This is a genomic window from Pseudoxanthomonas sp. (assembly GCF_036845285.1).
In the GTDB taxonomy this organism is placed as follows: domain Bacteria; phylum Pseudomonadota; class Gammaproteobacteria; order Xanthomonadales; family Xanthomonadaceae; genus Pseudoxanthomonas_A.
This window is the reverse complement of record NZ_DAIUEE010000015.1, coordinates 12,091-39,082: the sequence shown is the minus strand read 5'-3', so window position 1 is coordinate 39,082 and position 26,992 is coordinate 12,091. Positions and strand designations below refer to the sequence as shown.

Annotated in this window: 27 protein-coding genes; 10 read left to right on the top strand and 17 right to left on the bottom strand. The window is 67.7% G+C overall.

Translation table 11 applies throughout. From position 1 onward, the window contains the following. Nucleotides 1–7 precede the first annotated feature (7 nt). On the bottom strand, nt 8–1,366 hold the full coding sequence (locus V7060_RS15995; protein WP_334180242.1) for an MFS transporter: 1,359 nt from the start codon (nt 1,364–1,366) through the stop codon (nt 8–10). Nucleotides 1,367–1,582: 216 nt separating this feature from the next. On the opposite strand from V7060_RS15995, the gene V7060_RS15990 reads away from it, so the two are divergent. Further along, complete coding sequence (locus V7060_RS15990) at nt 1,583–3,181, top strand: choline dehydrogenase (RefSeq protein WP_334180241.1); 1,599 nt, start codon at nt 1,583–1,585, stop codon at nt 3,179–3,181. Between the two features lies 1 nt (nt 3,182). Here the strand turns inward: V7060_RS15990 and V7060_RS15985 are convergent, their stop codons facing one another. The 3 genes from V7060_RS15985 to V7060_RS15975 are packed head-to-tail and all read right to left on the bottom strand — an operon-like array spanning nt 3,183 to nt 6,508. Continuing rightward, complete coding sequence (locus V7060_RS15985) at nt 3,183–3,917, bottom strand: hypothetical protein (protein WP_334180240.1); 735 nt, start codon at nt 3,915–3,917, stop codon at nt 3,183–3,185. A 58-nt stretch (nt 3,918–3,975) separates the two neighbouring features. After that, entirely contained in the window at nt 3,976–5,892 is a 1,917-nt protein-coding gene (locus V7060_RS15980; protein WP_334180239.1) for a M48 family metallopeptidase, read from the bottom strand. A gap of 16 nt (nt 5,893–5,908) precedes the next feature. After that, entirely contained in the window at nt 5,909–6,508 is a 600-nt protein-coding gene (locus tag V7060_RS15975) for a LemA family protein (RefSeq protein WP_334180278.1), read from the bottom strand. A gap of 87 nt (nt 6,509–6,595) precedes the next feature. Here V7060_RS15975 and V7060_RS15970 point away from each other — a divergent pair, with 87 nt between their 5' ends. Continuing rightward, nucleotides 6,596–8,023, top strand: coding sequence for a serine hydrolase domain-containing protein (locus tag V7060_RS15970; RefSeq protein WP_334180238.1), 1,428 nt, complete (start codon nt 6,596–6,598; stop codon nt 8,021–8,023). Between the two features lie 54 nt (nt 8,024–8,077). Here V7060_RS15970 and V7060_RS15965 read toward each other — a convergent pair whose 3' ends face one another. The 8 genes from V7060_RS15965 to V7060_RS15930 all read right to left on the bottom strand — a co-directional run bounded on the left by V7060_RS15965 (nt 8,078) and on the right by V7060_RS15930 (nt 13,760). Further along, nucleotides 8,078–8,614, bottom strand: a complete 537-nt coding sequence (locus V7060_RS15965; RefSeq protein WP_334180237.1) for an SRPBCC family protein — start codon at nt 8,612–8,614, stop codon at nt 8,078–8,080. Nucleotides 8,615–8,729: 115 nt separating this feature from the next. After that, nucleotides 8,730–9,188, bottom strand: coding sequence for a hypothetical protein (locus tag V7060_RS15960; RefSeq protein WP_334180236.1), 459 nt, complete (start codon nt 9,186–9,188; stop codon nt 8,730–8,732). 367 nt (nt 9,189–9,555) lie between these two features. Continuing rightward, nucleotides 9,556–10,074, bottom strand: coding sequence for a hypothetical protein (locus V7060_RS15955; protein ID WP_334180235.1), 519 nt, complete (start codon nt 10,072–10,074; stop codon nt 9,556–9,558). A gap of 108 nt (nt 10,075–10,182) precedes the next feature. Further along, on the bottom strand, nt 10,183–10,578 hold the full coding sequence (gene gcvH, locus V7060_RS15950; RefSeq protein ID WP_334180234.1) for a glycine cleavage system protein GcvH: 396 nt from the start codon (nt 10,576–10,578) through the stop codon (nt 10,183–10,185). Between the two features lie 87 nt (nt 10,579–10,665). Next, nucleotides 10,666–11,787, bottom strand: a complete 1,122-nt coding sequence (gcvT, locus tag V7060_RS15945) for a glycine cleavage system aminomethyltransferase GcvT (RefSeq protein WP_334180233.1) — start codon at nt 11,785–11,787, stop codon at nt 10,666–10,668. Between the two features lie 64 nt (nt 11,788–11,851). Then, the gene (locus tag V7060_RS15940) at nt 11,852–12,346 is read right to left on the bottom strand and encodes a hypothetical protein (protein ID WP_334180232.1); all 495 of its coding nucleotides are present in this window, start codon (nt 12,344–12,346) and stop codon (nt 11,852–11,854) included. Nucleotides 12,347–12,365: 19 nt separating this feature from the next. Then, complete coding sequence (locus tag V7060_RS15935; protein WP_334180231.1) at nt 12,366–12,797, bottom strand: NfeD family protein; 432 nt, start codon at nt 12,795–12,797, stop codon at nt 12,366–12,368. Between the two features lie 3 nt (nt 12,798–12,800). Next, nucleotides 12,801–13,760, bottom strand: a complete 960-nt coding sequence (locus V7060_RS15930) for an SPFH domain-containing protein (RefSeq protein WP_334180230.1) — start codon at nt 13,758–13,760, stop codon at nt 12,801–12,803. A 140-nt stretch (nt 13,761–13,900) separates the two neighbouring features. Between V7060_RS15930 and V7060_RS15925 the strand changes: the two genes are divergently transcribed. Genes V7060_RS15925 through V7060_RS15915 form a run of 3 tightly spaced genes read left to right on the top strand, consistent with a single transcriptional unit; the run spans nt 13,901 to nt 16,367 of the window. Further along, nucleotides 13,901–14,464 carry a sigma-70 family RNA polymerase sigma factor gene (locus V7060_RS15925; protein ID WP_334180229.1) on the top strand — a complete coding sequence of 188 codons (564 nt, stop codon included), beginning with the start codon at nt 13,901–13,903 and terminating at the stop codon, nt 14,462–14,464. Continuing rightward, complete coding sequence (locus V7060_RS15920; RefSeq protein ID WP_334180228.1) at nt 14,457–15,158, top strand: hypothetical protein; 702 nt, start codon at nt 14,457–14,459, stop codon at nt 15,156–15,158. Before V7060_RS15925 ends, V7060_RS15920 begins: the two co-directional genes overlap by 8 nt. 27 nt (nt 15,159–15,185) lie before the next feature. Further along, nucleotides 15,186–16,367, top strand: coding sequence for a PDZ domain-containing protein (locus V7060_RS15915; RefSeq protein WP_334180227.1), 1,182 nt, complete (start codon nt 15,186–15,188; stop codon nt 16,365–16,367). Between the two features lie 99 nt (nt 16,368–16,466). Here the strand turns inward: V7060_RS15915 and V7060_RS15910 are convergent, their stop codons facing one another. The 4 genes from V7060_RS15910 to V7060_RS15895 all read right to left on the bottom strand — a co-directional run bounded on the left by V7060_RS15910 (nt 16,467) and on the right by V7060_RS15895 (nt 20,634). Beyond that, nucleotides 16,467–17,429, bottom strand: coding sequence for a DUF6607 family protein (locus V7060_RS15910; protein ID WP_334180226.1), 963 nt, complete (start codon nt 17,427–17,429; stop codon nt 16,467–16,469). Nucleotides 17,430–17,442: 13 nt separating this feature from the next. Further along, nucleotides 17,443–18,069: a Hemin transport protein gene (locus V7060_RS15905; protein WP_334180225.1), complete on the bottom strand. Its 627-nt coding sequence runs from the start codon at nt 18,067–18,069 to the stop codon at nt 17,443–17,445. A gap of 4 nt (nt 18,070–18,073) precedes the next feature. After that, entirely contained in the window at nt 18,074–20,290 is a 2,217-nt protein-coding gene (locus V7060_RS15900; RefSeq protein ID WP_334180224.1) for a TonB-dependent hemoglobin/transferrin/lactoferrin family receptor, read from the bottom strand. Between the two features lie 137 nt (nt 20,291–20,427). Next, nucleotides 20,428–20,634: a hemin uptake protein HemP gene (locus tag V7060_RS15895; protein WP_334180223.1), complete on the bottom strand. Its 207-nt coding sequence runs from the start codon at nt 20,632–20,634 to the stop codon at nt 20,428–20,430. 329 nt (nt 20,635–20,963) lie between these two features. Here V7060_RS15895 and V7060_RS15890 point away from each other — a divergent pair, with 329 nt between their 5' ends. From V7060_RS15890 to V7060_RS15870, 5 genes are all read left to right on the top strand, one after another. Next, nucleotides 20,964–21,533: a TMEM165/GDT1 family protein gene (locus V7060_RS15890; protein ID WP_334180222.1), complete on the top strand. Its 570-nt coding sequence runs from the start codon at nt 20,964–20,966 to the stop codon at nt 21,531–21,533. Nucleotides 21,534–21,602: 69 nt separating this feature from the next. After that, entirely contained in the window at nt 21,603–22,901 is a 1,299-nt protein-coding gene (locus V7060_RS15885) for a nucleoside transporter C-terminal domain-containing protein (RefSeq protein ID WP_334180221.1), read from the top strand. 118 nt (nt 22,902–23,019) lie between these two features. Next, nucleotides 23,020–23,985 (top strand): ribokinase, encoded by a 966-nt coding sequence (locus tag V7060_RS15880; protein WP_334180277.1) that lies wholly within the window; start codon nt 23,020–23,022, stop codon nt 23,983–23,985. 45 nt (nt 23,986–24,030) lie between these two features. Next, on the top strand, nt 24,031–25,029 hold the full coding sequence (dusB, locus tag V7060_RS15875; RefSeq protein WP_334180220.1) for a tRNA dihydrouridine synthase DusB: 999 nt from the start codon (nt 24,031–24,033) through the stop codon (nt 25,027–25,029). A gap of 11 nt (nt 25,030–25,040) precedes the next feature. After that, nucleotides 25,041–25,868, top strand: a complete 828-nt coding sequence (locus tag V7060_RS15870) for a methyltransferase domain-containing protein (RefSeq protein ID WP_334180219.1) — start codon at nt 25,041–25,043, stop codon at nt 25,866–25,868. On the opposite strand, the gene V7060_RS15865 is transcribed toward V7060_RS15870, so the two are convergent. Next, nucleotides 25,862–26,971 carry a metal-dependent hydrolase gene (locus V7060_RS15865; RefSeq protein ID WP_334180218.1) on the bottom strand — a complete coding sequence of 370 codons (1,110 nt, stop codon included), beginning with the start codon at nt 26,969–26,971 and terminating at the stop codon, nt 25,862–25,864. The genes V7060_RS15870 and V7060_RS15865 overlap by 7 nt on opposite strands. Between the last annotated feature and the right edge of the window lie 21 nt (nt 26,972–26,992).

Below are 26,992 nucleotides of genomic sequence, written 5' to 3'. Positions count from 1 at the left end.
CGAGACGTCAGGCGCGCGTGGCCTCCGACGGTGTCGTACGCTCGGACGGCAGCTTGGCTTCTTCGCGCAGCAGTCGCCACGCGCTGAAGGTCATCGCGCTGGCGACCAGCAGGCCGGCGCCGAACACCACGTTCGAGCCGAACGCGGACAGCAGCTTGTGCAGCCAGACGAAACTGAGGTCGCCGCCGCGATAGACCACCGTGTCGATGGCGGCACCGGCCTTGTAGCGCCATTCACGGCCGACCCGCGTGTAGATGGTCTCGCGCGCCGGTTTGGCCAACGAGAATTCACTGGCGCGCGTGACCACCTGAACGATGGCGACCATCATCGGCAAGGGTGACGCGGAAAGAATCGAGAACCCGATGATGATCGCCACGCCGGGAATCAGCAGGGCCGGCGCGATGCCGAAGCGCGACAGCAGCACGCGGGTCAACAGCAGCTGCACCACCAGGGTCAGCGAATTGACCGCCAGGTCCAGCGTCGCGAAATAGTTGGCCCGCGCCTCCGCCGAGGTGAACATGATGCGTGCAATGGCGTTCTGCTCGTTGTAGAGCAATGTGCCCACGCCGACCCCCATCACTACCATCGCAGCCAGCCAGCGCAACAGCGGCTCGCGGGCGATCAGCTTCAGCCCCGCCAGCACATCGCCGCCCATCGGGATCTCGCCACTCGCCTGCCGGCGCTCGGCCTCGCGCGCGACCGCCCAGGCGCGCAAGCGAACGATGCACAGCACGCAGATCGAGAACAGGAACGCCGACACCAGCATCATATTGGGAATGCCGACCCGGACCACCAGGGTCTTGGTCAGCACAGGGCCGAGAAACGCTCCCATCGTGCCTGCCGCGCCGATGTAGCCGTAGTAGCGTTTTGCTTCGGCATTGGTGAAGACGTCCGCCATGAAACTCCAGAACACGGCGACCGCGAACAGGTTGAAGACCGTGATCCACAGGATGAACGCCAGGCCACGCCCTGCGATGCCGCTGTCGAACATCGCATAGAACACCAGCAGCGTGGCGATGAAGAAGCCGTAGATCACCGGCAGGAATACCCGTCGCGGGAAGCGGCTGACCAGCCAGCCGTAGACCGGCTGCAACACCAGCATGATCACGAACACGGCGCTGAAGATGAACTGCAGCGTGAATTCACCGAGCGCGACGCCGCGATCTGCGAAGAAGGCGATCAGCGCCGGAGGAAACACCGCTTCGATGTCGCTGGAGGCCGCCATCGCCTCCCGTACCGGCCGCAGCACGTAATAGCCGCTCAGCAGGCAGAAGAAGTAGACGAAGGCCCACAGCAGCGGCGGAGACTCCATCATCGCCGCACGGAACCGGCCGAACCGGGAGGTCGCTGGGGAAGACGGGTCCATGGGGTGCGGCCTGCGATCGCATCATCGGGACGCGGGCACGGCCCGCCTGTGGCGCGCAAGGTATCCGATGCACTGCAACATCGCCAGCGTTTTCCTGTCCGTGCAGGGCGGGAAAGCAGCGGCGGCCATCTGGTTTCCGCCTGCCCGCCGAGCGGCCCGAGCATTTGCTCTATCCCCCGCCGCTAGGTTCGGCCGGACTTCGCAACAGGGCAGCATGTGTACGACTACATCATCGTGGGCGCCGGGTCCGCCGGCTGTGTCCTGGCCCACCGCCTGAGCGAAGACCCCGCATGCCGCGTGCTGCTGCTGGAGGCCGGCCCGCGCGACTGGCATCCCTTCATCCACATGCCCGCCGGCCTGGCCAAGCTGGTCGGGCAGAAAGGCATGAACTGGAACTACGACACCGCACCCGAACCGCAGTTGGACAACCGTCGCCTGTGGTGGCCGCGCGGCAAGGTGCTGGGCGGCTCCAGTTCGATCAATGCCATGTGCTACATCCGCGGCGTCGCGCAGGACTACGACGACTGGGCGAACGCAGGCGCCGACGGCTGGGACTGGGCCAACGCGCTGCCGTACTTCCGCCGCTCCGAGCGCAACACGCGTGGCGCCGATGCGCTGCACGGCGGCAACGGTCCGCTGTACGTGTCCGACCTGCGTTACACCAATCCCTTGTCCACGGCTTTCATCGAAGCCGGCGTGCAGGCCGGCTTCGCGCGCAACAACGACTTCAATGGAACCACACAGGCCGGCTTCGGCCTGTACCAGGTCACGCAGAAGGACGGCGCCCGCTGCTCGTCGGCGGTGGCCTATCTGGACCCCGCGCGCGATCGCCAGAACCTGGACATCGTCACCGGCGCGCTGGTGCGCCGCATCCTGTTGGAGAAGGGGCGCGCCGTCGGCGTGGCCTACGCGCGCGGTGGCCATGAGGTCGTGGCGCGTTGCGGCGGCGAAGTGCTGCTGAGCGGCGGTGCGATCAATTCACCCCAGTTGCTGATGCTGTCCGGCATCGGGCCTGCGGACCATCTGGAACAGACGGGCATCAGCGTCCGCCATGCGCTGCCGGGCGTCGGCCGCAACCTGCAGGACCATCTCGACATCTGCACCCTGCAGCACAGCACCCAGCCCGTCACCTACGACCGCACCAGCGAACTGAAGACCGCCTTCGACTACTTCCTGCGCGGCCACCGGGGTCCCGGCAGCAGCAACATCGCCGAAGCCGGCGCCTTCGTGCGTTCGTCGCTGGCGCCGGACGACCGCCCCGACATCCAGATGCACTTCGTCCCTGCAATGCTGGACGACCACGGCCGCCACCGCTTGCCCGGCGATGGCTACACACTGCATGCCTGCTTCCTGCGGCCGCGCAGCCGTGGCCGCATCGTGCTGGCCAGCGCCGATCCGCGCGCCGACGCACGCATCGAGGCCAACTATCTCAGCGACCCGGAAGGCTTCGACCTGAAGATGATGGTCGAATGCGCCACGCTGTCGCGCGACCTGTTCGCGCAGCCGGCGTTCGATGCCTACCGGGGCGCCCCGATCCATCCTTCGCGTACCGACCTCTCGGATGCGGAACTGGTCGCCTTCATCCGCGCCAAGGCGGAAACCGTCTATCACCCGGTCGGCACCTGCCGCATCGGCGACGACGAGTCCGCGGTCGTCGACCCGCAACTGCGGGTGCGTGGCGTCGACGGGCTGCGCGTGGTCGATGCCTCGGTGATGCCCTCGCTGATCGGCGGCAACACCAACGCGCCGACCATCATGATCGCCGAGCGGGCCTCGGACCTGATCAGGGGACGGATGGCCGCCCCGCACGCGTGACTTACGGCTCCGGCGCCAGCACGCCGCCGGGCGCGATGGTCCGGGACGGCACGATCAGTTCGTCCAGGTACGCAGCGTAGTCCTTCACCTTGTCGTCCTTCTGCGCCTCACGCAGCCGAGTCGCCAGCGCATCCAGCCTGCGGTCGGCCTCGGCCGCATCGCCACGCTCGCGTGCGTAGTTGGCAGTGACGAACAGGTACTTCAGCCGCAGGTCGAGCGGAAGCGCCTGGTCCTGAAGACGCGCCTCCATGAGGGTGCGGGCCTGCTCGCGCAGCGCATCGGCCCTGGCCTGCTGGCCATCGGACTGGTACTGGTAGGCGAGCGCACGCAGGATGCGCGACCGCGCATCGGGTGTGAGCGTCCTGAGCGCATAGATCGCCTCCAGACGCTCCAGCCTGGCCGCGAGCGTCGCCTGCTCCGGCAGCCGTGGCGCGTCGCGCAGGAGCGCGGCGATGGCCTGCTTCTCGCCTTCCTCGAGTTCGATGTCGCCGATGAAGGTGGCGAAGCCGGAGGCATCGCACAGCCAGATCCCCATCGGATCGGTCAGCGGCCAGAACACCTGGTCGTACTTCTCCGGCCACTGGTACACGTAGCCGCCGAAGCTCGCAGGACTGCTCACCGCGCACGGCTTGCCGGATACGGGATCCTGCACGGTATCGGTGCCCCAGGTGGTGGCCTGCACCGGCGCGACGGCCAGCATCGCCACCGTGACCAGCATCCATCGCCGCTTCATCATGACGTCGCCCTCCTCTCGCTCGTGCACGGATCGAACGCCCCACCGGCGTTTCCGGGGTTCACTTGCCTTCGAGCATCGCCGGCAACGGGCAATGCAGCGATCCGCAGATCGTGCGCAGCAGTTCGATTTCCGGCACGCGCACCTGGCCGTCGTGGCTGACGGCGGCCGTCAGGGCTTCGACGAGCAGTTCCTTGGCGAGCGGATCCAGCGCATCCAGCGGTTCCCACACGGCGTCCAGCGCCAGCACGCCTTGCGGCGGTGGCGCATACGGAAGGTGGTCGCGCGGCAGCACGCGCTGCAGTCCGGCGAGGTAGGCGTGCTGTGCCTTCATCGGCGTGTCGTGTCCCGCCTGCGCGACGACGGCCAGCAGGGTGGCAAACGGTATCCGCACATCGCCCGGCTTGCGTCGCCCGAACGGCGGGTTCCGCCCCGGCGCCAGCGCTTCGCGCACCTGCACCTGCAGCAGGCGCGCCAGGCAGTATTCGAACAGGGAGACCTGGCCATCGGCGTGCACGACGGCATCGACGGTATCGATGAAGGCGTCCAGTTCCGGCTTCGGGAAGCGGCGCAGCACCGGAAACGCCAATGCCGCCAGCGGCAGGCGATGCGCCGGATGCAGCGCGCGCAGGTGCGTGTCGCGCACCTCGATGGCCTGGGCGGCCCGCGCTTCACCCAGCCGTGCGGCGATCTCGATGCGCTGCCTCGCCATCACCGGCGCCGACTCGTCGAGCACCAGCGCCAGCAGCAGCGGCATGACCAGGTCGCGCTGGCGTACCACGTGCCGCAGCCCGTCGGGCAGCGTGCCGGCGATGACATGCGCGCGACCGTAGTCGTCCTGCATCGGCGTTGCGACCTGCGATGCCACCATCGGCGGGGTCAGTGGCACGCTGCCTGTCGCCGGCGGCAACGGGGACGGGTCACCGGGCGCGATGCGCAGGGCCAGATCTTCCAGCAGGCCATCCGGCGGCGAGCTCGCCCAGCGCCGCGTGAGGTCGTCGAGCTGCTGCTGGCCGAACAGCGGATCCAGCGTGCGGATGCGCTGCAGCAGCGGCGGATGCGTGGCGAACAGGTGCGGATACGCGCGCCCTGCGCCGAACAGCATGTGGCTGACCTCTTCCACCTTGCCCTTGTCCTCCAGCGCCGACCCGGCGTGCAGCCCCGCGATTTTCTTCAGTGCACCGGCCAGGCCCTGCGTCTGCCGCGTGAACTGCACCGCCGATGCATCCGCCAGCAGTTCCCGCTGGCGACTGACACCGGCCTTGATCATGCGGCCGAAGAACAGCCCCACGCCGCCTGCGATCATCGCCGCCAGCGCGAGCAGCAGTACCGCGGCGCCGTCCTTTCCTCGACCGGCACGCCCGTAGACCAGCACGCGCTGGCCGATGATGGCCAGCATCATGATGCCGAACAGCGCGCCCATCAGCCGGATGTTCAACCGCATGTCGCCGTTGAGGATATGGCTGAACTCGTGCGCGACGACGCCCTGCAACTCGTCGCGGTTCAGGCGATCCAGCGCGCCGCGGGTGACCGCGACCACGGCGTCGGCGGGCGAGTAGCCGGCCGCGAAGGCATTGATGCCCGCTTCATGCTCCAGCACGTAGAGCCGCGGTACCGGCACGCCGGACGCGATGGCGACTTCCTCCACCACGTTGCGCAACCGGCGCAGCGACGGATCGGTCGTGTCCTGCGGGACTTCGCTACCGCCCAGCTGCTGCGCCACGGCACCGCCCCCGTCGCGCAATGAGGCGAGCCGGTACAGCGAGCCCAATCCGATCACTGCCAGCGTGCCGAGCGTCGCCAGCACCAGCATGACCATCAACGATGCGCCACCTTCCTCGGACGCCGCACGCGCTCCGAACAGCAGGACCACCGCGAGGTCGACGACGGCGACGATGCCCGCCACCGCCAGCGCGAACAGCAGCACCATGCGGAAAGAACCGCGCCGCGCGGCAGCCTGGTGTTCGAAGAAGTTCATGGCCTGCCCCGCCGGCTCAGAACTGCACCTTCGGCGCCTCGCGCACCTGCGCCGCCTGTTCCGCCGGCAGGTCGAGCAGTGCCGCCGGCGCGAAGTTGAACGCGCCCGCCACCACGCTCGACGGGAACATCTCGCGCCTGTTGTTGTAGGCCATCACCGCGTCGTTGTAGGCCTGCCGCGCGAACGCGACCTTGTTCTCGGTCGATGTCAGCGCTTCGGTGAGCTGCATCATGTTCTGGTTGGCCTTCAGGTCGGGATAGGCCTCCGCAACGGCCAGCAGGCGCCCCAATCCCGCATTCAGCTGACCCTGCGCAGCCGCCAGCTGCGCCATCGCGCCTGGATCGCCGGGATTCGCCTTCGCCGTCGCCAGGCCGGACTGCGCGGCTGAACGCGCCGCCACGACCGCCTCCAGCGTCTCGCGTTCGTGGTTCATGTAGCCCTTCGCGGTCTCCACCAGGTTGGGGATCAGGTCGAACCGGCGCAGAAGTTGCACGTCGATCTGGGCGAAGGCATTCCTGAACGCGTTGCGTGCGGTCACCAGCCCGTTGTAGATGCCCGTGCCCCACAGAATTGCGACGACCGCCACACCTACTATCAGCAGCAGGATGAACAACATGGACATGGAACCTCTCCTTGTTTGTGCAATCGAAAAAAGCGGCGTTATGATCCCCGAAGGCATGAGCTTACGCAGGCGTCACGCACGATGAAACTCAAGACAAGCCGGCGGTCGCTGCACGTTGTCAGGATCGGCCTGGTCGGACTGCTGCTTCCCCTGACGCTCTCGTCCACCGCGCAGACGCCATTGCGCTGGACCGCCGCCAACCACGGTACCGAGGCGACCGCAGCCACCAGCAGCGCCGCCGCCAGCGTAGCGCCTTATGTGTCGCCGACGCAGCCGCTGCCTTACCGCGCCTCACTGGCCGAACAGAACATCCGCCCGCTCGCGGCCGGCTTCGACGTGCGCTCGTTCGAGACCATGGCGGAGCATCTGACCGTCGGCCAGCGCGTGCCGGGACTGGCGATGGCCATCGTCCACAACGGTCGCGTGCTCAGCGCGCGCGGCTACGGCGTCACCGACGTGGTCAATCCGCAGCAGGTCGATTCGCACACCGTGTTCCGGTTGGCGTCGCTGTCGAAGGCCTTCGCCAGCACGCTGACCGGACTGATGGTGCAGGACGGCTCGCTGCGCTGGGACAGCAAGGTCAACCAGTTCGTGCCCGGATTCCAGCTGAGCGATGCCAACGCGACCTCGCATGTCACCGTCGCGGACGTACTGAGCCACAGCGTCGGCCTGCAGGCGCACAACGCCTTCGATCGCGACATCGAAGCCAACGCCGAGTATTACGACGTGGCCCGCAAGCTGGCCTACGCGCCACTGAAGTGCGCCCCCGGCGAATGCTACGCCTACCAGAATGTCGCCTACAGCCTGATCGGCGACGTGGTGTTCGCCGCGTCCGGCACCTTCTACGATCAGGCGGTGGATCGCCGCATCTTCAAACCGCTGGGCATGAACGATGCGAGCATGGGCCTGGCCGGCATCGAGGGCAGCACGCGCTGGGCGCGCCCGCACGTCCGCAGCCGCAACGGCTGGGTGTCGCTCACGCCGAAGCCGACCTACTACCGCCTGCCACCGGCGGCCGGCGTCAACGCCAGCGTCAGCGATCTGGCGCAATGGCTGATCGCCCAGACCGGCCATCGCCCCGATGTGCTCCCTGCGCCGCTGCTGGCGACGCTGCACGCGCCGGTGGTGAACACGCCCGGCGAAATGCGCGGCGGCTGGCGTCGTGAGCGCATCCACTCCGCCAGCTATGCGCTGGGTTGGCGCGTATTCGATTACGCGGGGCAGCAGGTGGTCTTCCATGCCGGCGCGGTGCAGGGCTACCGTGGCCTGGTCGCGCTCGTTCCGGGCCAGGACTTCGGCGTGGCGCTGGTGTGGAACAGCGACAGCTCGTTGCCGTCGGGCCTGCTGCCCACCATTCTCGATCGTGCGATGGGACTGCCGGGCCAACCGTGGGTCGAGACGCCAGCCGACGCCGATCTGCTGCTGGCCGAGTCGCCTGACGGAACACCTGTCGACGGCCGGAAGGACAGCGGTACGTCCTCCCATCGCGGCACCGCTTCGCCTCGCTGAGCGGTTACCTGTCGGCACGTCGGTGCGGTCATCGCGCCACCGCGTGCGCCGCAGTCAGCGCGGTGTGTCGTGTTCGAGCATGGCCTTGAGCCTGGCCAGCCCTTTCTCGTAGTCCGCACCGATCATCCGGTCGAATACCAGGCCCAGCCAGCGCTTGAACGGGTTCATTCCGTGGGCGCTGTCGAACGCCCACGTCACACGCGTTCCTTGGCCTTCCGGTACCAGCAGGTAGCTCGCCTGCGCCTGGTTGCCGTCGAAGTCCAATGCCACGTCGATCCGACGGTGCGGTTCACTCGCGGTGATTTCCTGGCTGCCACGGCCCACCGCCTGGTTGCCTACCCAGCGCATGCGCGCGCCCACGCCGCTGGCCGGCCCCTCGAAGGTGTACGTCGCCTGGGGGTCGTACTCGGCCCAGGGCGACCACGCGTTGAAGCGTTCGAACGAATCGAGTGCGGCGAACACCTGCGCCGGATCGCGTTCAACGACGATGCTGCGCTCGACGTGGGTCGTCGACGGCAGCAACAACCCGCCCAGCACGAACCCCAGTCCCAGCACGGCGATGGCCGCCAACACCCACCTGATGAACTTCATGCATCGCCTCCACGGCACTCGATATCCGGCAGCCTAGCCGGTCGCCCATAAAAAAACTCTCCCCCCGCTGGGCACAGGGAGAGAGTCCATGGTGTTACGGATAACCGGGGTGGGCTTAGATCAGCGGAGCCGGGGTGGCCGGCAGCGTGACGGGGGCCGCTTTCTTCTTGGACTTCTTGGCAGGCTTCTTGGCGGCCTTCTTCGCGGCCTTCTTGGCCGGCTTCTTGGCTACTTTCTTGGCAGCCTTCTTCGCGGTCTTCTTGGCAGCCTTCTTAGCCGGCTTCTTGGCGACCTTCTTGGCAGCCTTCTTCACGGACTTCTTGGCGACCTTCTTGGTGGTCTTCTTCGCGGACTTCTTGGCAGCCTTCTTCGCCGGCTTCTTGGCTACTTTCTTGGCGGCCTTCTTGGCGACCTTCTTCACTGCCTTCTTGGCCTTGGCGACCTTCTTGGCGACCTTCTTGGCAGCCTTCTTCACTGCCTTCTTCACGGTCTTCTTGGCCGCAGACTTCTTGGTGGCCTTCTTGGCAGCCTTCTTGGCGGCCGGTTTCTTCTTCGCAGCTTTCTTCATTGCCATGTGATGGCTCCTCGTCAATAGAACTATGGATGGTTACGTCTGGTTACAGCACATCTGCCCGGAGGCAGGCCCAGCTGCAAGAAACGCCGCGGGAGTCGGACCCGTCGGCAGCCGTCGTCGCGACACGCGCGGCGATGCGGATTCCCCAGGGTGCCAGGTGTGCGAAACCAGGCTCCCTACAAATACGAAAACACCCGTGTCGCCAGGCGACACGGGTGCGTTGAAGAAGGGGCGTTGCGTTTTTCCGGGGGAAGCGAGGCCTGCGTCCACCGTGATCCCGGTGCGGACGATGGGCTGTGTTGTCTTTCGCGCTGTCGTGTTGATTCGACTCACTCGCTTCCGCAGCAAGCGCTGCTTGGGGCGAAACCTAATCACGGTTTTTCAAGGTGTCAACACCTTCGTGCAACTTTTTTTTCTCGGGCATCGCACCGGGGTGGCGATGGAAAGTGTCTGTGGCGCCGGCATCGCTCCGTCGCCGGAAGTGCGGACCGGTGCCGACGGACATCGGCCTGAAAAAAAACATCGGTAAAACGCGCTTTTTTTTCGTCGCGACATTGCACGCGTGCGACGAAGGCGACGACGAGGCAGGTGCGTCAGGACCGCCGACGCGTGCTCGAACGGCTTGAACGCAGGCTAAAAAAAACTTTCCGGAGCGGCTTCCGATTTCGCGTCGCACAAGCCCGTTTGCGCCGAACTGCGCAAAGATTTTTCCTTCCAGCGACGACGGCATCGGCGTGTTCGCCTCCCGCGGCATCGGCAAGGAACGCATCCGCGCGGCGCCGGCGATGCCTGTCGGATCATCTTTGCGACGGTGGAATCCACCGCGCTTGTACTCGCCGTTCGTCGGTCGGCATGCGGTCGTACGCCGCCGGGCGCAGCGCACCATGTCGCCGGTCGCGATGTCGGCTGTCTCCGGAAAAAAAACGGGGAACCGGCGCCGGCGAAACGTCCGCCGTTGCCGATTCCCCGCGAGGGGACTGCCCGGGGGCAGTCCTCAGTGGTCGTCGTCTTCGATCAGCTCGGCGTAGTCGTCGGGCGACAGCAGTTCGTTGAGCTGGTCCGGCTCTTCGACTTCGATCACGAAGATCCAGCCGTCGCCGTAGGCGTCTTCGTTGATGGTCTCGGGCTTGTCGGCCAGCGCGGCGTTGACCTCCAGCACCTTGCCGGTCACCGGGCTGTACACGTCCGACGCCGCCTTGACGGATTCGACCACGGCGCTGGCGTTGCCGGCCTCGATGCGATCGCCCACGTTGGGAAGCTCGACGTACACCAGGTCGCCCAGCAGGCCCTGCGCGTGGTCGGAGATGCCGACGGTGACGCGACCGTCGCTCTCCACGCGGGCCCATTCGTGGGACTTAAGGAATTTCAGGTCGCCGGGAATCTCACTCATGGGCTACTCCGGATCGGTGCGATAGGTCGGGAAGGAGGCGATAGTCTAGCGGAGGATCGAGCGGGTGGCAGGACACCCGCGGCGGTTTCATTCCAGAACGCCTGGTTGGGCCTGGCCTTCGCGCACGAAGGGAAACTTCACCACGCGCACGGGCACTTCCTTGCCCCGGATGTCCACGCGCACGCCGCCGGCCGTTCCAAGGGGCACGTCGCCGGCGGGCACGCGCGCGAACGCGATCGCCTTGCCGAGCGTCGGTGAAAAGGTGCCGGACAGGATCTCGCCATCACCATGCGCGGTGAGCACCTTCTGACCGTGACGCAGCACGCCCTTCTCGTCCATCACCAGGCCGATCATCTGACGCGGCGCGCCGGCGGCCTTCTGCGCTTCCAGCGTGGCGCGGCCGGTGAACGCGCGGCCTTCGTCCAGCGCCACCGTCCAGGCGAGCGCCGCTTCGTACGGCGACACCGACTCGTCCATGTCCTGCCCGTAGAGGTTCATGCCCGCCTCCAGGCGCAAGGTGTCGCGCGCACCCAGCCCGGCCGGCTTGACGCCCGCATCGAGCAGCGCGTTCCAGAACGCCACGGCCTGCGCCTGCGGCAACACGATCTCGTAACCATCCTCGCCGGTGTAGCCGGTACGCGCCACGAACAGCGGCACGCCGCCGGCACTGGTGGCGTCGACGGCGGCGAAGCGGGCCAGCTTGCCGGCCTTCGCGCGATCCTCCTCGCGCAGCAGGCCGTGCACGCGCTCGCGCGCGGTCGGCCCCTGCACGGCGATCATGGCGAAGTCGGGACGCTCGGTGACCTGCACGTCGAAGGCGGCGGCCTGGGCGGTGATCCACGCCAGGTCCTTCTCGCGGGTCGCTGCGTTGACGACCAGACGGAAGAACGACTCGCCGAGGAAATAGATGATCAGGTCGTCGATCACGCCGCCGCACTCGTTGAGCATGGCCGTGTACAGCGCCTTGCCCGGCTTCTGCAGCTTGTCCACCGAGTTGGCGACCAGCTGGCGGAGGAATTCACGCACGCGCTCGCCGTGCAGGTCGACCACGGTCATGTGGCTGACGTCGAACATGCCGGCGTCGCGGCGCACCTGGTGGTGTTCCTCGATCTGCGAACCGTAGTGGATCGGCATGTCCCAGCCGCCGAAGTCGACCATCTTGGCGCCAAGCGCGCGATGGGTGTCGTTGAGGATGGTCTTCTGGGTCATGACGGCTTCCGGGACGGACAAAGAAGCGCATTATCCCAGAACGCACCGGCGCGGTGCGGTACCGCTACAACCCGTAGTAGGCCTCGTTGATGCAGTCCACGGTGCGCACGTCCAGCATGTCGAACCGGGCATCCGGCAACCGCAGGCGGCCCGCCCAAGCGACATCCTTCAACCACTCGGTCACGGTGTCGTGCTGGCGCACGAGCGCGGCGACGTGCGCGTCGTCCCGGCCATTCACGCGGCAGGTGCCGAACTGGAGGTAGTAGTCGGACCGTCCGGCCGGGTACGGCTGCGCGTCGGTGATGCGCCATTGCGCGCGGGCGCCGTCGCGCCCCGCCAGTTGCCCGGCCACCACGAAGCGCGGGACCGGCTCGCCGGCCTGGTCGACGGCGGGCGTCGCGAGTACGCCCACCGAGTAGTCGCACACGTGCGCGGCGCCGGCGGAAGCGGAAACGCAGCTGCCGCCCAGTTCATCCAGCCCGGCGGGATATGGCGGCATCACGCGGCCGATCAGGTCCGTGGTGGCACCGACAACGGTGCCAGCAGGGCCATCGACCATGTGCGCATCGCACTTCCCACTAAGCCTCCTGCACCTTCAACGTCATGCCGTTCACCGCGACGACCCGCACGCGGGTACCCACCGGCAGGTCGGGACCTTCCACCACCCAGAACGCGTCGTCGATCTTGACCCGGCCGCGGCCGCCGGCGATCGCCTGGTCGAGCACGGCCGCGATGCCGACCAGTTGTTCGGCGCGGCGGTTCAACAGCGGCCTGTCGCTATGCCGGGCCTTGCCGCGGAACCACGTGCGGTAGATCTGGATGGAAACGAAACTGAGCACCACGAAGGCGGCGACCTGGGCCAGCAGCGGAATGCCCGGTACCGCCAGCACGCCGACGAACACCACCGCCGCGGCGAATCCCATCCACAGCATGAAGGCGCCCGGCGCCATCGTTTCTGCGGCGAACAGCAGCAACGCCACCGCCGCCCAACCCGCGACGTCCCAGCGCATGGCTCAGCCTCCCATCCGCGGCGGCGGCACGCGCGGCGGCGCGGCCTGCTGCTTGCCCAGCGCTTCCTTGGCCAGTTCGGCGATGCCGGCGATGGAGCCGATGATGCCGCTGCTCTCCATCGGCATCAGCACGAACTTCTGGTTCGGCGCGGTGGCCAGTTCCTTGAACGCTTCCACGTACTTCTGCGCGATGAAGTAATTGATCGCCTGCACGTCGCCCTGCGCGATGGCGTTGCTGACCATCTCGGTCGCCTTGGCTTCCGCCTCGGCCAGGCGCTCGCGTGCTTCGGCGTCGCGGAACGCGGCCTCCTTGCGGCCTTCGGCCTCCAGCACCGCCGCCTGCTTCTCGCCCTCGGCGCGCAGGATCTCGGACTGGCGCGAACCCTCGGCTTCCAGGATCTGCGCGCGCTTCTCGCGCTCGGCCTTCATCTGCCGCGCCATCGAATCGATGAGGTCGCGCGGCGGCTGGATGTCGCGGATCTCGATGCGGTTGACCTTGATGCCCCACGGGTTGGTGGCCTGGTCGACCACGCTGAGCAGTTGCGCGTTGATGGTTTCGCGCTGGCTCAGCGATTCGTCCAGGTCCATCGAGCCGATCACGGTACGGATGTTGGTCTGCACCAGCGCGATGGTCGCCTGCTCCAGGTTGGATACCTCGTACGCCGCCTTGGCCGCGTCCAGCACCTGGAAGAACACCACGCCGTCGACCTTCACCACGGCGTTGTCCTTGGTGATCACGTCCTGGCTGGGCACGTCGAGCACCTGCTCCATGACGTTCACCTTGCGGCCCACGCCATAGATGATCGGCACCAGGAAATGCAGCCCCGGGTCCAGCGTGTGCGTGTACCTGCCGAAGCGCTCCACCGTCCATTCATACCCCTGCGGCACCATCCGCACGGTCTTGAACAGGATGATGACGCCGGCCACCAACAGGATGATGGCGACGAAACTGGTCTCGAACATCGATATTCCCCTCTCTGGTTCCCGATGCGAGCCAGTATAGACCGCGATGGACGGCGGGCCGGCGATGAACTTCCGGCGCCGTGCGACGGTATTGCCCTCTGCTGCATCCCTACCTTGGACCGTCCGAAGAATCCTTGCGCGTGAGCCGATCGCAGTTAGCCATCGACATTCCAGACAGCCTGGTCGCCCGTGCGCGCACCGGGTGCCGGGATGCGTTCGAGCAGATCTACCGGCGCTTCGAGCGACCGGTGTTCACGCTGGCGCTGCGCATCTGCGGTGATCGCGAGGACGCCGGCGACGTGCTGCAGGAGACCATGCTGAAGCTGTTCCACCATCTGCCGGACTACCGTGCCGACTGTCCGTTCTGGGGTTGGCTGCGGCAGATCGCGGTCAACGAGGCGCTGTTGCGTCTGCGCCGGCAGAAGCGCCTGGTCGCCGAGATCGCGGTGGACGAAGACGACCTGCCGGAAGACCGTGGCCTGCCCCCCGCTGCCGCGGCAGATGCCGCCCTGCTGCAGCGCGCACTGGAGGCGATGCCCGCCGCCACCCGCAGCGTGCTGTGGCTGTACCACGCCGAGGGCTACACCCATGACGAAATCGCCGCACTGATGCAGCGCACGCCCAGCTTCTCCAAGTCGCAACTTTCGCGCGGTACCCGCCGGCTGCGGGCGCTGCTGCAGATCGAGGAAACCGTCCATGCCTGATTCCCGTACCCGCGAGCCGATGCCACGCGACTGGCGCGACGCGTTCGGCGCCGTTCCGCTGGAAGCGCCCCCCGAGCACGGCTGGCAGCGCGTCGCCGCCGCGCTGCCGCCCATGCGGGCACCCGTCCGCACCGTGCGCTGGCATCGTCCGGCGCTGGCGCTGGTGGCGACGGCGTTCTTCGCGGCCGTGATCCCGCTGATGCACTGGCGCGCCGTGGAAACCACGCCACCGCTGCAGCGTTCGCCCAACGTGGTCGCCACGACCGGCGCTTCCACGACCCCGCCAGCGACCGCCATCGAGACCGCCACCCCGGCTTCTGCTCCACCCATCGCGCCGGAAACATCGGCGCCCGGCAGGGTGGCCGCGACGCCGCGGGTCCGCCGCGCCGCGGAGCGCGCCGCGCCAACCCGGCTGGATGCGCTCTATACCGAATCCGCGCGGCTCGAAGCCGTGCTCGCGCAACTGCCCGACAGCAGCGCCGGCAACGTCGCTGCGCTCGCGGTCAGTGCCGAACTGGAGGACCAGGTGACCCACATCGACCTGGCGCTCTCGCAACCGGCACTGCCGGACGTCACCCGTACCGCGCTGTGGGAACAACGCGTCGACACCCTGCGCCAACTCACCGGCGTGGAAGCCACCCAACGCTGGCAGGTCGCGCTGAACGACGACGGCGCCTACAGCGCCATCTACTGATCCGGAACCACCACGAGGAGATCCCCGATGTTCAAACCCCTTTCACGCTCGCTGCTGGTCCTCGCGCTGGTCGCGTCCCTGCCGGCGCTCGCGCAGCAGGCCGATGCCGGCAAGCAGAAGGAACTCGACGACGCCCGCGCGGACCTGCAGCGCGCGGCGAAGCGCGTGGCCGAACTCTCGCGCGACGCCGGCCACCTGCGCACGCCGATCAATATCGACCAGATCATCGTCAGCCGGCCACGCCTGGGCGTCCTGCTGTCCGGCGACGACGCGACGGGCGTGCGCATCACCGGCGTGACACCGGAAAGCGGTGCGGCCAAGGCGGGGCTCAAGGCGGGCGACCGCCTGCTGCGCGTGGCCGGCACACCCGTCGACGGCGACACCGCCGAAGTGCGCGTCGCGCATGCCCGCGACCTTCTGTCCGATCTCAAGACCGACGCCACCGTGCGGGTTACCTACCAGCGCGATGGCAAGGCGCACGAGGCGGATGTCGTCGCCACGCGGGTATCGCCGCGCGTCGCATTGGCCGGCCAGGCGCCTGGAAGCTTCTTCTTCCAGACGGGCGAAGGCGGCATGCCGCAGATCGACGGCGTTCCCGTGCCGCTCGGCCAGATCACCAACGTCATCTCACCCGACGTGCAGCGCGAACTCCGCCAGCTCGGCAGGCTTGGCGATTGCAAGGGCGAGGATTGCCGCCTGCCTGCACTGGCCGAGGCATTCCGCTGGAGCAACCTCAACCTGGCGACGGTCGATGCTTCGCTGGGACGTTACTTCGGCACCGACACAGGCGTCCTGGTCCTGTCCGTCGGCGACGAACTGGCGGGCCTGCAGGCAGGCGACGTGATCCGCAAGGTGGATGGCACGCCCGTGGCGACGCCCCGCGACGTCACGCAGCTGCTGCGCGACAAACCGGAAGACGCGAAGGTCGCCGTGGAGTACCTGCGCGACCGGCAGACGCGGACCAGTACGGTATCGGTACCCAAAGCGGCGGCATTCCGCTTTCCCGCAACCTCGCGGGTCACCGTCAAGCCGCGTGTCGCCGTCGGCGCGGGCCAGGCACCCACCATCGTCGAGAAGCGCCGCGTGATGATCATCGACCAGGACGGGAAGGTGCAGACCTTCGAGGACGGCGTCGGCGACGCCCCGCAGCCTCCAGCACCTCCCGCACCCCCTGCGCCGGCCGCAGGCAAGGGTGGCGCCCTGCTCTGACACGCATTATTAGAAGAGAGACCGCATGAATCCCCTACCCCCGCCTGCGCGGGGGTCTTTTTTTTGTAAGAAGGCACATCCGTGTGCCGGAGAGAGCGATCAGCGGGAGGTGCCTGCGGGGGGCTTCGCTTCCGTCGGCGCCGGTTCCACCCAGTCCGCGAACACCTTGGCGATCGCGGCATCCGCGACCGGCTTGCCGTCCTGCACATCGCCGGCCTGGGTGAACAGCGGAACGATCATCGCCATGCCGTCGACCTTGGTCTTCAGATGCACGCCCGGCGGCTTCGACAGGAAGCCGTTCCAGTGCGCGCGCACCTTGGCCCAATAGCCGGCCGTGGCCTGCCAGTAGTCGCGCGCGGGCGTGAAGTCGACGCCGGTGGTCTTGAGGTAATCGTTGAAACCGAACTCGCGCGCCAGTTCCACCTGCGTGCCATCGGGCTTGCGCAGCACCTTGGTGTTGAACTGCTCGTGGGTCCAGCCGTTCGGCGTGAGCGTGTGGCGGTTGACCACCGACAGCGCGTTGTAGTCGCTGCGCCTGGTGTACTCGCGGCGCGGCAGCGGCCGCCAGCTCAGGTCGCTGGTCCATGTGGCCACGCCGTTGCTGTAGTCCCAGCGGCCGGTGCCGCAGTAGCGCGGCGCATCGCTGACTTCATAGACGCACTGCGTCCAGGCGCCACGCGTTGCATCGGCGGGAATCGTGCGCACGTGCCAGGTCTGGTCGGCGGTGAACTCGAAGCGCGTGGGCGCCTCGTAGAACCAGTCCTGGCGCCAGTGCTTGGTCACGTGGCCGCTCTTCGCGTCCACCAGGATGTGCTGCAGCACGATGCGCGCCGGCGTGTCCTCGACGACGATCACCGTCTCGTCGCCACCGCTGCGCATCGCCGGCTGGCGTTCATAGCCGGGCTGCAGCAGCACGGTTTCGTCGAACGCGAAATCGACGGCGTAGTCGCCCTGCATCGCCAGGATGGACTGGCGGTCGCGGACGGGATCCGCAGCAGCCATGGCGGACGTGGAACAGGCAAGGATGAGGATGGACAGCGGGATGGCGACCGGCGCTTTCATGGAGGCTCTCTCTTTACTGAAGTCTGATCAGCGGCACGACCTGGTCGCCCGCTTCGTGGTTCTGTTCCAGGTGTGCGGCGGCGAAACGGGACGACTGCTCGCAGCAGCAATCGTGCAGCCCGCTCTCCAGCTCGGCGCCTTCGGCCTGGGCGATGCGTCGCGACGTGGCGACGCCGAGCGGCGACATCAGCGACAGGCTGGCCGCGAGCACCGGCAACGATGCGGGCCGTGGCACCGCGTGCAGTTGCAGGGCGCAGGCGCGCCACTGCCCGCCGAGCAGACGCCCGGCGAGCCGTTGCCACAGACGATCGGCTAGCCCACCGGCTTCGCCGTCGACGCCTGCCGGCAATGACGCCACCAGACGGTCCCAGGCGACGAAGTCGCTGTCCGGCAACAGGCACAGGCGCCAGCAGCAGCGTCCCTGCGCGTCGAAGAACAGCAGGCGCTCGTCCAATCCATCGCTGTCGACGCCGGCGTGGGCTTCCACCCGCACCGCCTGCTGCCACCCGGCGAGTTCGCTTCCCTGCTGCGTGCGGTACAGGCACAGCACCGGCCCCAATGCCGCCAATTGCGTAGCGGCGGGAAACGCGTCCTGAGATGCGCCGGTGATCGTGCCCGGGAGTGCGCGCAGCGTCGCCATGGCGCTACCAGCTCACCGACAGGCTGGCCGACAGCGTGCGGCCGGGCGAGGTGTAGCGGTCCAGCGTCGTGCTGGCGGCGGACACCAGGGCGATGTCGCCGGCGTCGATGTACGTCCTGTCGGCCAGGTTCAGCACGCCGATGTTCACCTTGGCGCCCGGCGCGAAGTTCCAGTGCGCGTACAGGTCCAGCACGCCATAGCCCGGCTGCCGGTAGTACGCCTCGGCGGACACGCGGTCCTTGCGGCCAACGAACCGGCCCGCCAGTTCCGCGCCCCACGCCTTGGCGTCGTAGGCGACGCCCAGCGTGGCCGTGAGCGGATCGACGCTGTCCAGCGGCACATCCTCGGTGCGGTTCTTGCCGCGCGACCACGCCGCCGCGCCGCGCAGCGACCAGCCTTCGAGTGCCCGGGACCAGGCGCCGAGGTCGGCACCGGCCTTCAGCTCGACGCCGTGGATCTGCGCTTCCGCCACGTTCTGCGACTGGTACACCATCAGGCCGTCATCGTTGAAACCGATGAAACGCATCGACTCTATGAAGTCGTCGTAACGGTTGTAGTACCCGGACAGGCTGGCGTAGACCGCCTCGCCCGCGTACCGCGCACCGAATTCCAGACCGTCGCTGGTCTCCGGCTTCAGATCCGGATTCGCGATGGCGGTATAGCCGAACTGCACGTTGGTGAAGCCGATGTTGACGTCGTTGTACGGCGGCGAGCGGAAGCCGCGCGCGTAGCCGCCGAACAGCGACCAGTCCGGGGCGAACTTCCACACCATGCCCAGCTTCGGCGAGACACTGGTCTCGCGGATGTTGGCCAGCACGACACCCGGGTTGTCGCCGCCGAAGATCGCATCCTGTTCGGGATCGAGACGGTAGTGGTCCACGCGCAGGCCCGGCACCAGGCGGAACGTGCCGTCGGCGAAGCTGATCTCGTCCTGCACATACAGCGCGGCCGTGGTGGTTTCGCTGATCGGGAAGTCGCGCACCGGGAAGACATCCGGCAGCATCACCGGCGTGTTGGCGCCGGTCAGCGGAAACGTGCGCAGGCCGTCCCGCTTCTGGCGCGTCTCGGCACGCGAAAGATCGATGCCGTACGCTAGTTCGTGGCGCACGCCGTCGCCGAAGGCCTTGCGGACGTTGGCCTGCAGGCCGTACGTCCGCTGGTCGAAATTGAACTCACGCTCGCGGATGTCGCGCAGCGTCGGCGCCGGCAGGGTGCGTTCCTCGCGGGTGTACTGGGTGGTCTCGCTGTCCTGCCGGTACACCTGCCAGTCCAGGCTGTCGGCGAATGCGGATTCCAGCCCGTTCCACGCGTGCGAGAACGCCAGCCGGGCGCGCGTCTGGTGATCGCGCGCGGTGACCGACGTATTGGTGGCCCGTGTCAGCGGCTGCAGGCCGCGCTGGTTCAGCAGGTCGGTATCGGTGGTGTCTTCGTTGCCCTCGACCGTCAGGGTGAACTGCTGGTTCTGGTCGGGCGCGAACACCAGCTTGCCCAGCAGGCTGCGGCCATCGCGCGCCTGCGGATTGGGCCGCGTACGCGCGCTCCCGGTGCCACCGACGCTGCCCTGGTTCTCGGTTTCCTTGCCCTGGCGGTGGCTGACGTTGACCAGTCCGCTCCAGCGCGCGCCACCGAAGGCGGCCGTCGCGCCGCCCAGCAGGCCGCTCCAACTGCTGTCGTACCCCAGGCGGAAGCCGAAGTAGGCGTCCTTGCCCTCCTCCAGATAATCGGAAGGGTCCTTGGTGATGAACGACACCACCCCACCCAGCGCATCCGAGCCGTACAGCGCGCTGGACGGGCCGCGGACGATCTCGACACGCTTGAGCGTGTCCAGGTCGATGAAGTTGCGGTTCGCATTGGAGAAACTGCCGATCGAGAATGCATCCGACACGGCGATGCCGTCGGTCTGGATGCGCACGCGGTTGGCTTCCAGCCCACGGACGCGGAAGCCGCCGAGGCCGAAACGGCCGAAGCTCGACGTCACCGTGACGCCTGGTTCGTAACGCACCAGATCCTTGATATCGCGGATCAGCTGATCGTCCAGTTGTTCGCGGTCGATGACGCTGACGGTGTTGGGAACATCCACCACGGCACGCTCGGTGCGGGTGGCGGTGACCTGGACGCGGTCGAATTCCCTGGCGGAAGCGGCGTCGGCGGGAGTTTCGGCATGGGCATGGCCGGCAAGGGCCAGCCACACGGCCGCGGTGAGCAGCGTGGGGCGGATCATGACTGCAGCAGTCCTGTGGTTTGAGTGAACCCGGAAAGCTGGCGGCCGGTGGATCCTTGGCTGGCGCCCGGTGGAGTGTGTGTTGCCGCCGCGACGAGCGGCGGCGGCTGCTCCGCCACAACTGGCGAGGCGACGTATTACTTGGTGAGGATCAGCTTGTCGTTGCTGGTGTGGCGCAGGCGGTAGACCCGGTCACCATGGCGGATCAGCACTTCGCGCTGTCCCTTGAGCAGCGTGCCGCTGTCGAGGACATCCTCGTCGCGGACGGCGATGGGCGGCAGTGAGAGGCGCTCGCGCAGCGTCGGCGTGTCGGCCAGGGGCAATGCAGTGACGTTCGAAATCATCGGAGGGCTCCAGGGAGGAACGCCATTGATGATAATGATTCTTATTTGCGAGTCAACACCTGCGCGATCTTCGCCCGGGCAAATGAGAATGACTCCGCCATTCCCTTCATCACCTCCGTAAAATGCGCGCACTTTCCTCCTCCGGGGAGTAGCCCACCCGTCCTGACGGGGTCCGCGCGTCAACACACTTGGTCAGCCGACCATGGTGCGCGGGACGAAGCGATCCGCTTCGCCGGGCAAGACCGAAGGCAGGCGTCGCGCTTACCCGGGCCGGGCAGTGCGTCGTTTGCCTTCGCGCACAACGCGAATGCCTGGCCCCGGAGTTGTTGATGCAATCCCTGCACGCCCTGCTGGTGTCCACCGGCACCGTCACCCTGGCCGAGATCGGCGACAAGACCCAGTTGCTCGCGTTGCTGCTGGCGGCTCGCTACCGCAAGCCCTGGCCGATCGCCTGGGGCATCCTGGCCGCCACCGTGGTCAACCACGCCATTTCCGCCTGGCTGGGCGCGGAGCTGACCGAGTGGCTGTCTCCCGAAGTGCTGCGCTGGCTGGTGGCGGGCAGTTTCCTGGCCGTGGCGCTGTGGACGCTGAAGCCGGACACGCTGGACGAGAACGAAAAGCTCCCGGCCCATGGCGCCTTCATCGCCACCACCATCGCGTTCTTCCTGGCCGAGATCGGCGACAAGACCCAGGTCGCGACCGTCCTGCTGGCCACCAAGTATTCCCCGCTGTGGCAGGTGGTCGTCGGCACCACCATCGGCATGCTGCTGGCCAACCTGCCGGTGGTGTGGCTGGGCCACCGGTTCGCCGACAAGTTGCCGCTGAAGCTCGCACGGACGCTGGCGGCCGTGGTGTTCTTCGCCCTGGCGATCTGGGTGGGCTGGCGCGGGGTTGGCTGAACGGCCGGGACCGGGCCGTGCGCTGCTAGACTGCCCGGTCAGAACAACAGGCAAGGTCTGGGGGAATACATGCTGGAAGTCTTGGGGCGGATCGGCTTCGGCCTGTTCGGTCTTGCGGTGCTGGTGAGCATCGTCTGGCTGTTTTCCAACAACCGGCGGGCGATCGACTGGAAGCTGGTCGCCACCGGCATCACCCTGCAGATCGGTTTCGCCGCGCTGGTGTTGCTGGTGCCGGGCGGGCGCGAGGTGTTCGACTGGCTCGGCCATGGGTTCGTCAAGATCCTGAGCTTCGTCAACGCCGGCTCCAGCTTCATCTTCGGCAGCCTGATGAATACCGAGACCTACGGATTCATCTTCGCGTTCCAGGTGCTGCCGACCATCATCTTCTTCGCCGCGCTGATGGGCGTGCTGTATCACCTGGGGGTGATGCAGTTCGTCGTGCGGATCATGGCGCTGGCGATCACCAAGGTGATGAAGGTGTCCGGCGCGGAAACGACCAGCGTCTGCGCCAGCGTGTTCATCGGCCAGACCGAGGCACCGCTGACGGTGCGCCCGTACATCCCGAAGATGACCGAGTCCGAGCTGATCACCATGATGATCGGCGGCATGGCGCACATCGCCGGCGGCGTGCTGGCGGCCTATGTCGGCATGCTGGGCGGCGGCGATCCGGAGCAGCAGGCCTTCTACGCCAAGCACCTGCTGGCCGCATCGATCATGGCCGCGCCGGCCACGCTGGTCGTGGCCAAGCTGCTGATCCCCGAAACCGGCACGCCGCTGACCCGTGGCACGGTGAAGATGGAAGTCGAGAAGACGTCCAGCAACATCATCGACGCCGCGGCCGCGGGCGCAGGCGACGGCCTGCGGCTGGCGCTGAACATCGGCGCGATGCTGCTGGCCTTCATCGCCCTGATCGCGCTGCTCAACTGGCCGCTGACGTGGCTGGGTGAAGTGACCGGCCTGGCTGCCGCCATCGGCAAGCCCACCGACCTGGCCGCCATCTTCGGCTACCTGCTGGCGCCCATCGCGTGGGTGATCGGCGTGCCGTGGCAGGATGCGACGACCGTCGGTTCGCTGATCGGCCAGAAGGTCGTCATCAACGAGTTCGTCGCCTACCTGCAACTGGCCGGCATCGTGAACGGCCAGACGCCCGGCGTCACACTGACCGACGAAGGCCGTCTCATCGCCACGTATGCGCTGTGCGGCTTCGCGAATTTCAGCTCCATCGCGATCCAGATCGGCGGCATCGGCGGCCTGGCACCGGAGCGGCGTTCGGACCTGGCGCGGTTCGGCCTGCGCGCCGTGCTGGGCGGCACCATCGCCACGCTGATGACGGCCACCATCGCCGGCGTGCTGTCGCACTTCGGCTGACCCGGACACGGCGGCCGACGGCCGCCCAGGTCCCCCTGTCTCCGTTTCCTTCCCGTGACCGCAGCGCTGCTGCGGTCCGGACCTCAGGTACCACCGCATGAACACGCCTCCTGCCACCCTGCCCCGCGTTGTCGTCGTGGGTTCCTTCAACGTCGACCACGTCTGGCGCTGCGATGCCCTGCCCGCCGCCGGCGCGACCATCGCCGGTCGCTATGCGAGCGGCCCGGGCGGCAAGGGCTTCAACCAGGCGATCGCCTCGGTGCGTGCAGGCGTGGCGACGACGTTCGTCTGCGCGCTGGGCGATGATGCCGGTGGCAGGCTCGCGCGCGAGCTGGCGAAGGCCGACGGGCTGGACCTGCGCGCACAGGACAGCGACGAACCCACCGGTACCGCCGGCATCTACGTGGATGCGCACGGGCGCAACACCATCGTGATCGGCGCCGGCGCCAATGCCGCCCTGTCGACGGAGCATGCCGGTTCCCACGCCGAGGCCTTCGCGGCGGCCGGCGTCGTGCTTGCGCAGCTGGAATCCCCGGCGGAGACCGTACTGGCGGTGCTGCAGGCCGCACGCCAGCATGGCGCGACGACGGTGCTCAACCCTGCGCCCGCCAACGCCGCCACGACCACCGAGTTGCTCGCGCACGCCGACGTCGTCACGCCCAACGAAACCGAATTCGCCGCCCTGCTCGCGCGTCATCTCGGCGAGCGCATCAGCGCCGACGACGTGGCCACGCTCGACGGCGTCACCCTGCACCAGCATTGCCGCCAACTGTTCCCGCACGGCACGGTGGTGGTGACATTGGGCGCGACCGGCGTGTATGTGTCGCACCCTGAAGAAACGCTGCGCGGCGACGCGCGCCCGCACTACCGCGTCGCGGCAGAGTCGGCGACGGTCGTCGATACGACGGGCGCGGGCGACGCATTCAACGGCGCGCTGGCGGCCTCGCTGGCGGAAGCCGCATTGCCGGCTTTCGCGGACCACGTGCGCTTCGCCAACCGCTACGCGGCACTGTCGACCGAACGGGCGGGTGCCGCACTGGCGATGCCGACGCGCGCCGACCTGATCGCCCGCCACGGCGAGTAGCCGCGGACGGTTTCCCCGCCCGAGCGGGCGGCGGATAATGCCGCCATGCAGATCGGCCCCTACCGCATCGACCCACCGGTGATGCTGGCCCCCATGGCCGGCGTCACCGACAAGCCGTTCCGCCTGCTGTGCAAGCGGCTGGGCGCGGGCCTGGCGGTGTCGGAAATGACCATCAGCGATCCGCGCTTCTGGAATACCGCCAAGTCCCTGCACCGCATGGACCACGAGGGTGAACCCAGCCCCGTCAGCGTGCAGATCGCCGGCACCGAGCCGGAGCAGTTGGCTAACGCGGCGCGCTACAACGCCGACCATGGCGCGCAGATCATCGACATCAACATGGGCTGCCCGGCGAAGAAGGTCTGCAACGCCTGGGCCGGCTCGGCGCTGATGCGCGACGAAGCGCTGGTCGGCCGCATCCTGGAAGCCGTGGTGAAAGCCGTCGACGTGCCGGTGACGCTGAAGATCCGCACCGGCTGGGATTGCGACCACCGCAACGGCCCCGAGATCGCGCGCATCGCGCAGGAAAGCGGCATCGCCTCGCTGGCGGTGCATGGCCGCACGCGCGACCAGCACTACGCCGGCACGGCGGAATACGGGACCATCGCCGCGATCAAGGCCGCGCTGCGCATTCCGGTGGTCGCCAATGGCGACATCGATTCCCCGGACAAGGCGGCGCAGGTAATGGCGGACACCGGCGCGGATGCGGTGATGATCGGCCGCGCCGCGCAAGGCAGGCCGTGGATCTTCCGCGAAGTGGCGCACTTCCTCGCCACCGGCCGCTACTTGCCGCCGCCCACGGTGTCCGAGGTGCGCGACATCCTGCTGGCGCACCTGCATGCGCTCCACGCGTTCTATGGCGAACCCCAGGGTGTGCGTATCGCGCGCAAGCACCTGGGCTGGTACGCCAAGGATCGTCCGGAGAACCTCGCCTTCCGCGCCGTGGTCAACCGCGCGGAGAGCGCGGACGACCAGGTGCGGCTGACCCGCGACTATTTCGATGCCCTGATCGCCGGCGTCACGCCGGTGTTGCCCGCCGCCGCCTAGGGATACGCGCCATGTCCGAGACGAACGAAAGTCCCGCCTATCTCCACGGCTTCTCGTCGGTCGAACAGGCCCGCCTGATGAAGCAGGCCCGCCTGCTGGAAAGCACGATCTTCAACCACGTCGACTACACCGGCGCGCGCCGGCTGCTGGAAGTCGGCAGCGGCGTCGGCGCGCAGACCGAGATTCTGCTGCGGCGCTTCCCGGACGTGCATGTCAGCTGCGTCGACCTCAGCGAGCTGCAGTTGCAGGCCGCGAAGCAGAACCTCGCGACGATGCCGTGGTGCCGCGACCGCTACAGCCTGCAACAGGCCGATGCCGGCCGGTTGCCGTTCGGCGCGCGCGACTTCGACGCGGCCTTCCTGTGCTGGGTCCTGGAGCACGTCCCCAGCCCCGCGCGCGTGCTCAGCGAAGTCCGCCGGGTGCTGGCGCCGGGCTCGCCGATCTACATCACCGAGGTGATGAACTCCTCGTTCCTGCTGCATCCCTACTCGCCCAACACGTGGCGCTACTGGATGGCGTTCAACGACTTCCAGTACGACAACGGCGGCGATCCCTTCATCGGCGCCAAGCTCGGCAACCTGCTGCTGGCGGGCGGCTACCGCGACGTGGCGACCGAGATCAAGACGGTGCACCTCGACAACCGCGAGCCGGCACGGCGCAAGGACATGATCGCGTTCTGGGAAGAATTGCTGCTGTCGGCGGCCGATTCGCTGATGGAGGCGGGCCGGGTGACGCAGGACGTGGTCGATGGCATGCGCCGCGAAATGCACGACGTGCAGAACGATCCCGACGCGGTGTTCTTCTACGCCTTCGTGCAGGCGCGCGCGACGGTTTACTGAGCCGGCGCGACCTGGCCCGCGTCCTGCCGCGGCGCGGGCGGCACCACGCTGTCGCCCAGCATGGTGCGTATCGGCACGGGCGAAGGATGCCGGATCCGGTGCCACATCACCGCGAGCAGCTGGCGCACGCCGTCCCAGCCGGCGATCGGCATCGACCAGGGCGCCTGCACCGGCGCGATGGCCTGCCAGCGTCCTTCGCGCTGCTCGGCCACGTTGAAGCGGAAGTTGTAGTCCGGCTCCATGCCCATGCGCAGGTCGGACAGGACCAACTGCCCCTGCTGCACCTGCGCGCGCATGAAGCCACGGTTGAACCACGACAGCCGCCGCACGGCCGGCACCGCGGCCGCTTCGCGCAGTGCTTGCACGTTGGACGGGTAACCACGGAACTGCAGCGGGCCGTCGTCGGCCAGTACCGAGCGTTCCGTCTCGACATAGCCGGATGGCGTCATCGCCACCACGCGCCACAGCAACGTGTTGAACGGCATCGGCACCGAGAAGTAAGGCGCGTCGCCCAAGCCCATCGAGGCCAGTGTCCGCTCCGCTTCGCGGTCGACCATCGACTTGGCCAGCAGCGACCAGCCGAGATAGGCGCTGCTCAGTACCAAGCCAACCGCCAGCGCACGCTGTGCCGCGACCCGCTCGCGCAGGCACCACGCGACGACACACGCCACCAGCAGCCACACCGTGTACAGCGGATCGATGATGAAGACGCTGGACCACATGGTCGGCGCCGGCCTCAGCGGCCACCACAGCTGCGTGCCGTAGACGGTGAAGGCGTCGAGCAGCGGATGCGTCACCAGCGCCAGCTGGATCGCCCAGAACCAGCGCACCGGTGAGGCCGCGACGCGTCCGTTGCCGAAGCGCTTGAACAGCCACCAGATCAGCCAGCCCACCAGCGGCAGCACGAACAGCGAATGGCTGAAGCTGCGGTGCACCGTCATCAGCGTGACCGGATTGTCCGAGAACAGCGCGATCGGCAGGCTGTCGAGATCGGGCAGCGTACCGAGCGCGGCACCGGCGAGCAGCGCGGCACGGCGGTGACCGGCGGGGGCGATGACAGCGGCGACGGCGCCGCCGAGAACGATCTGGCTGAGGGAATCCATGCGGCGATCCTAGCAGCCGCT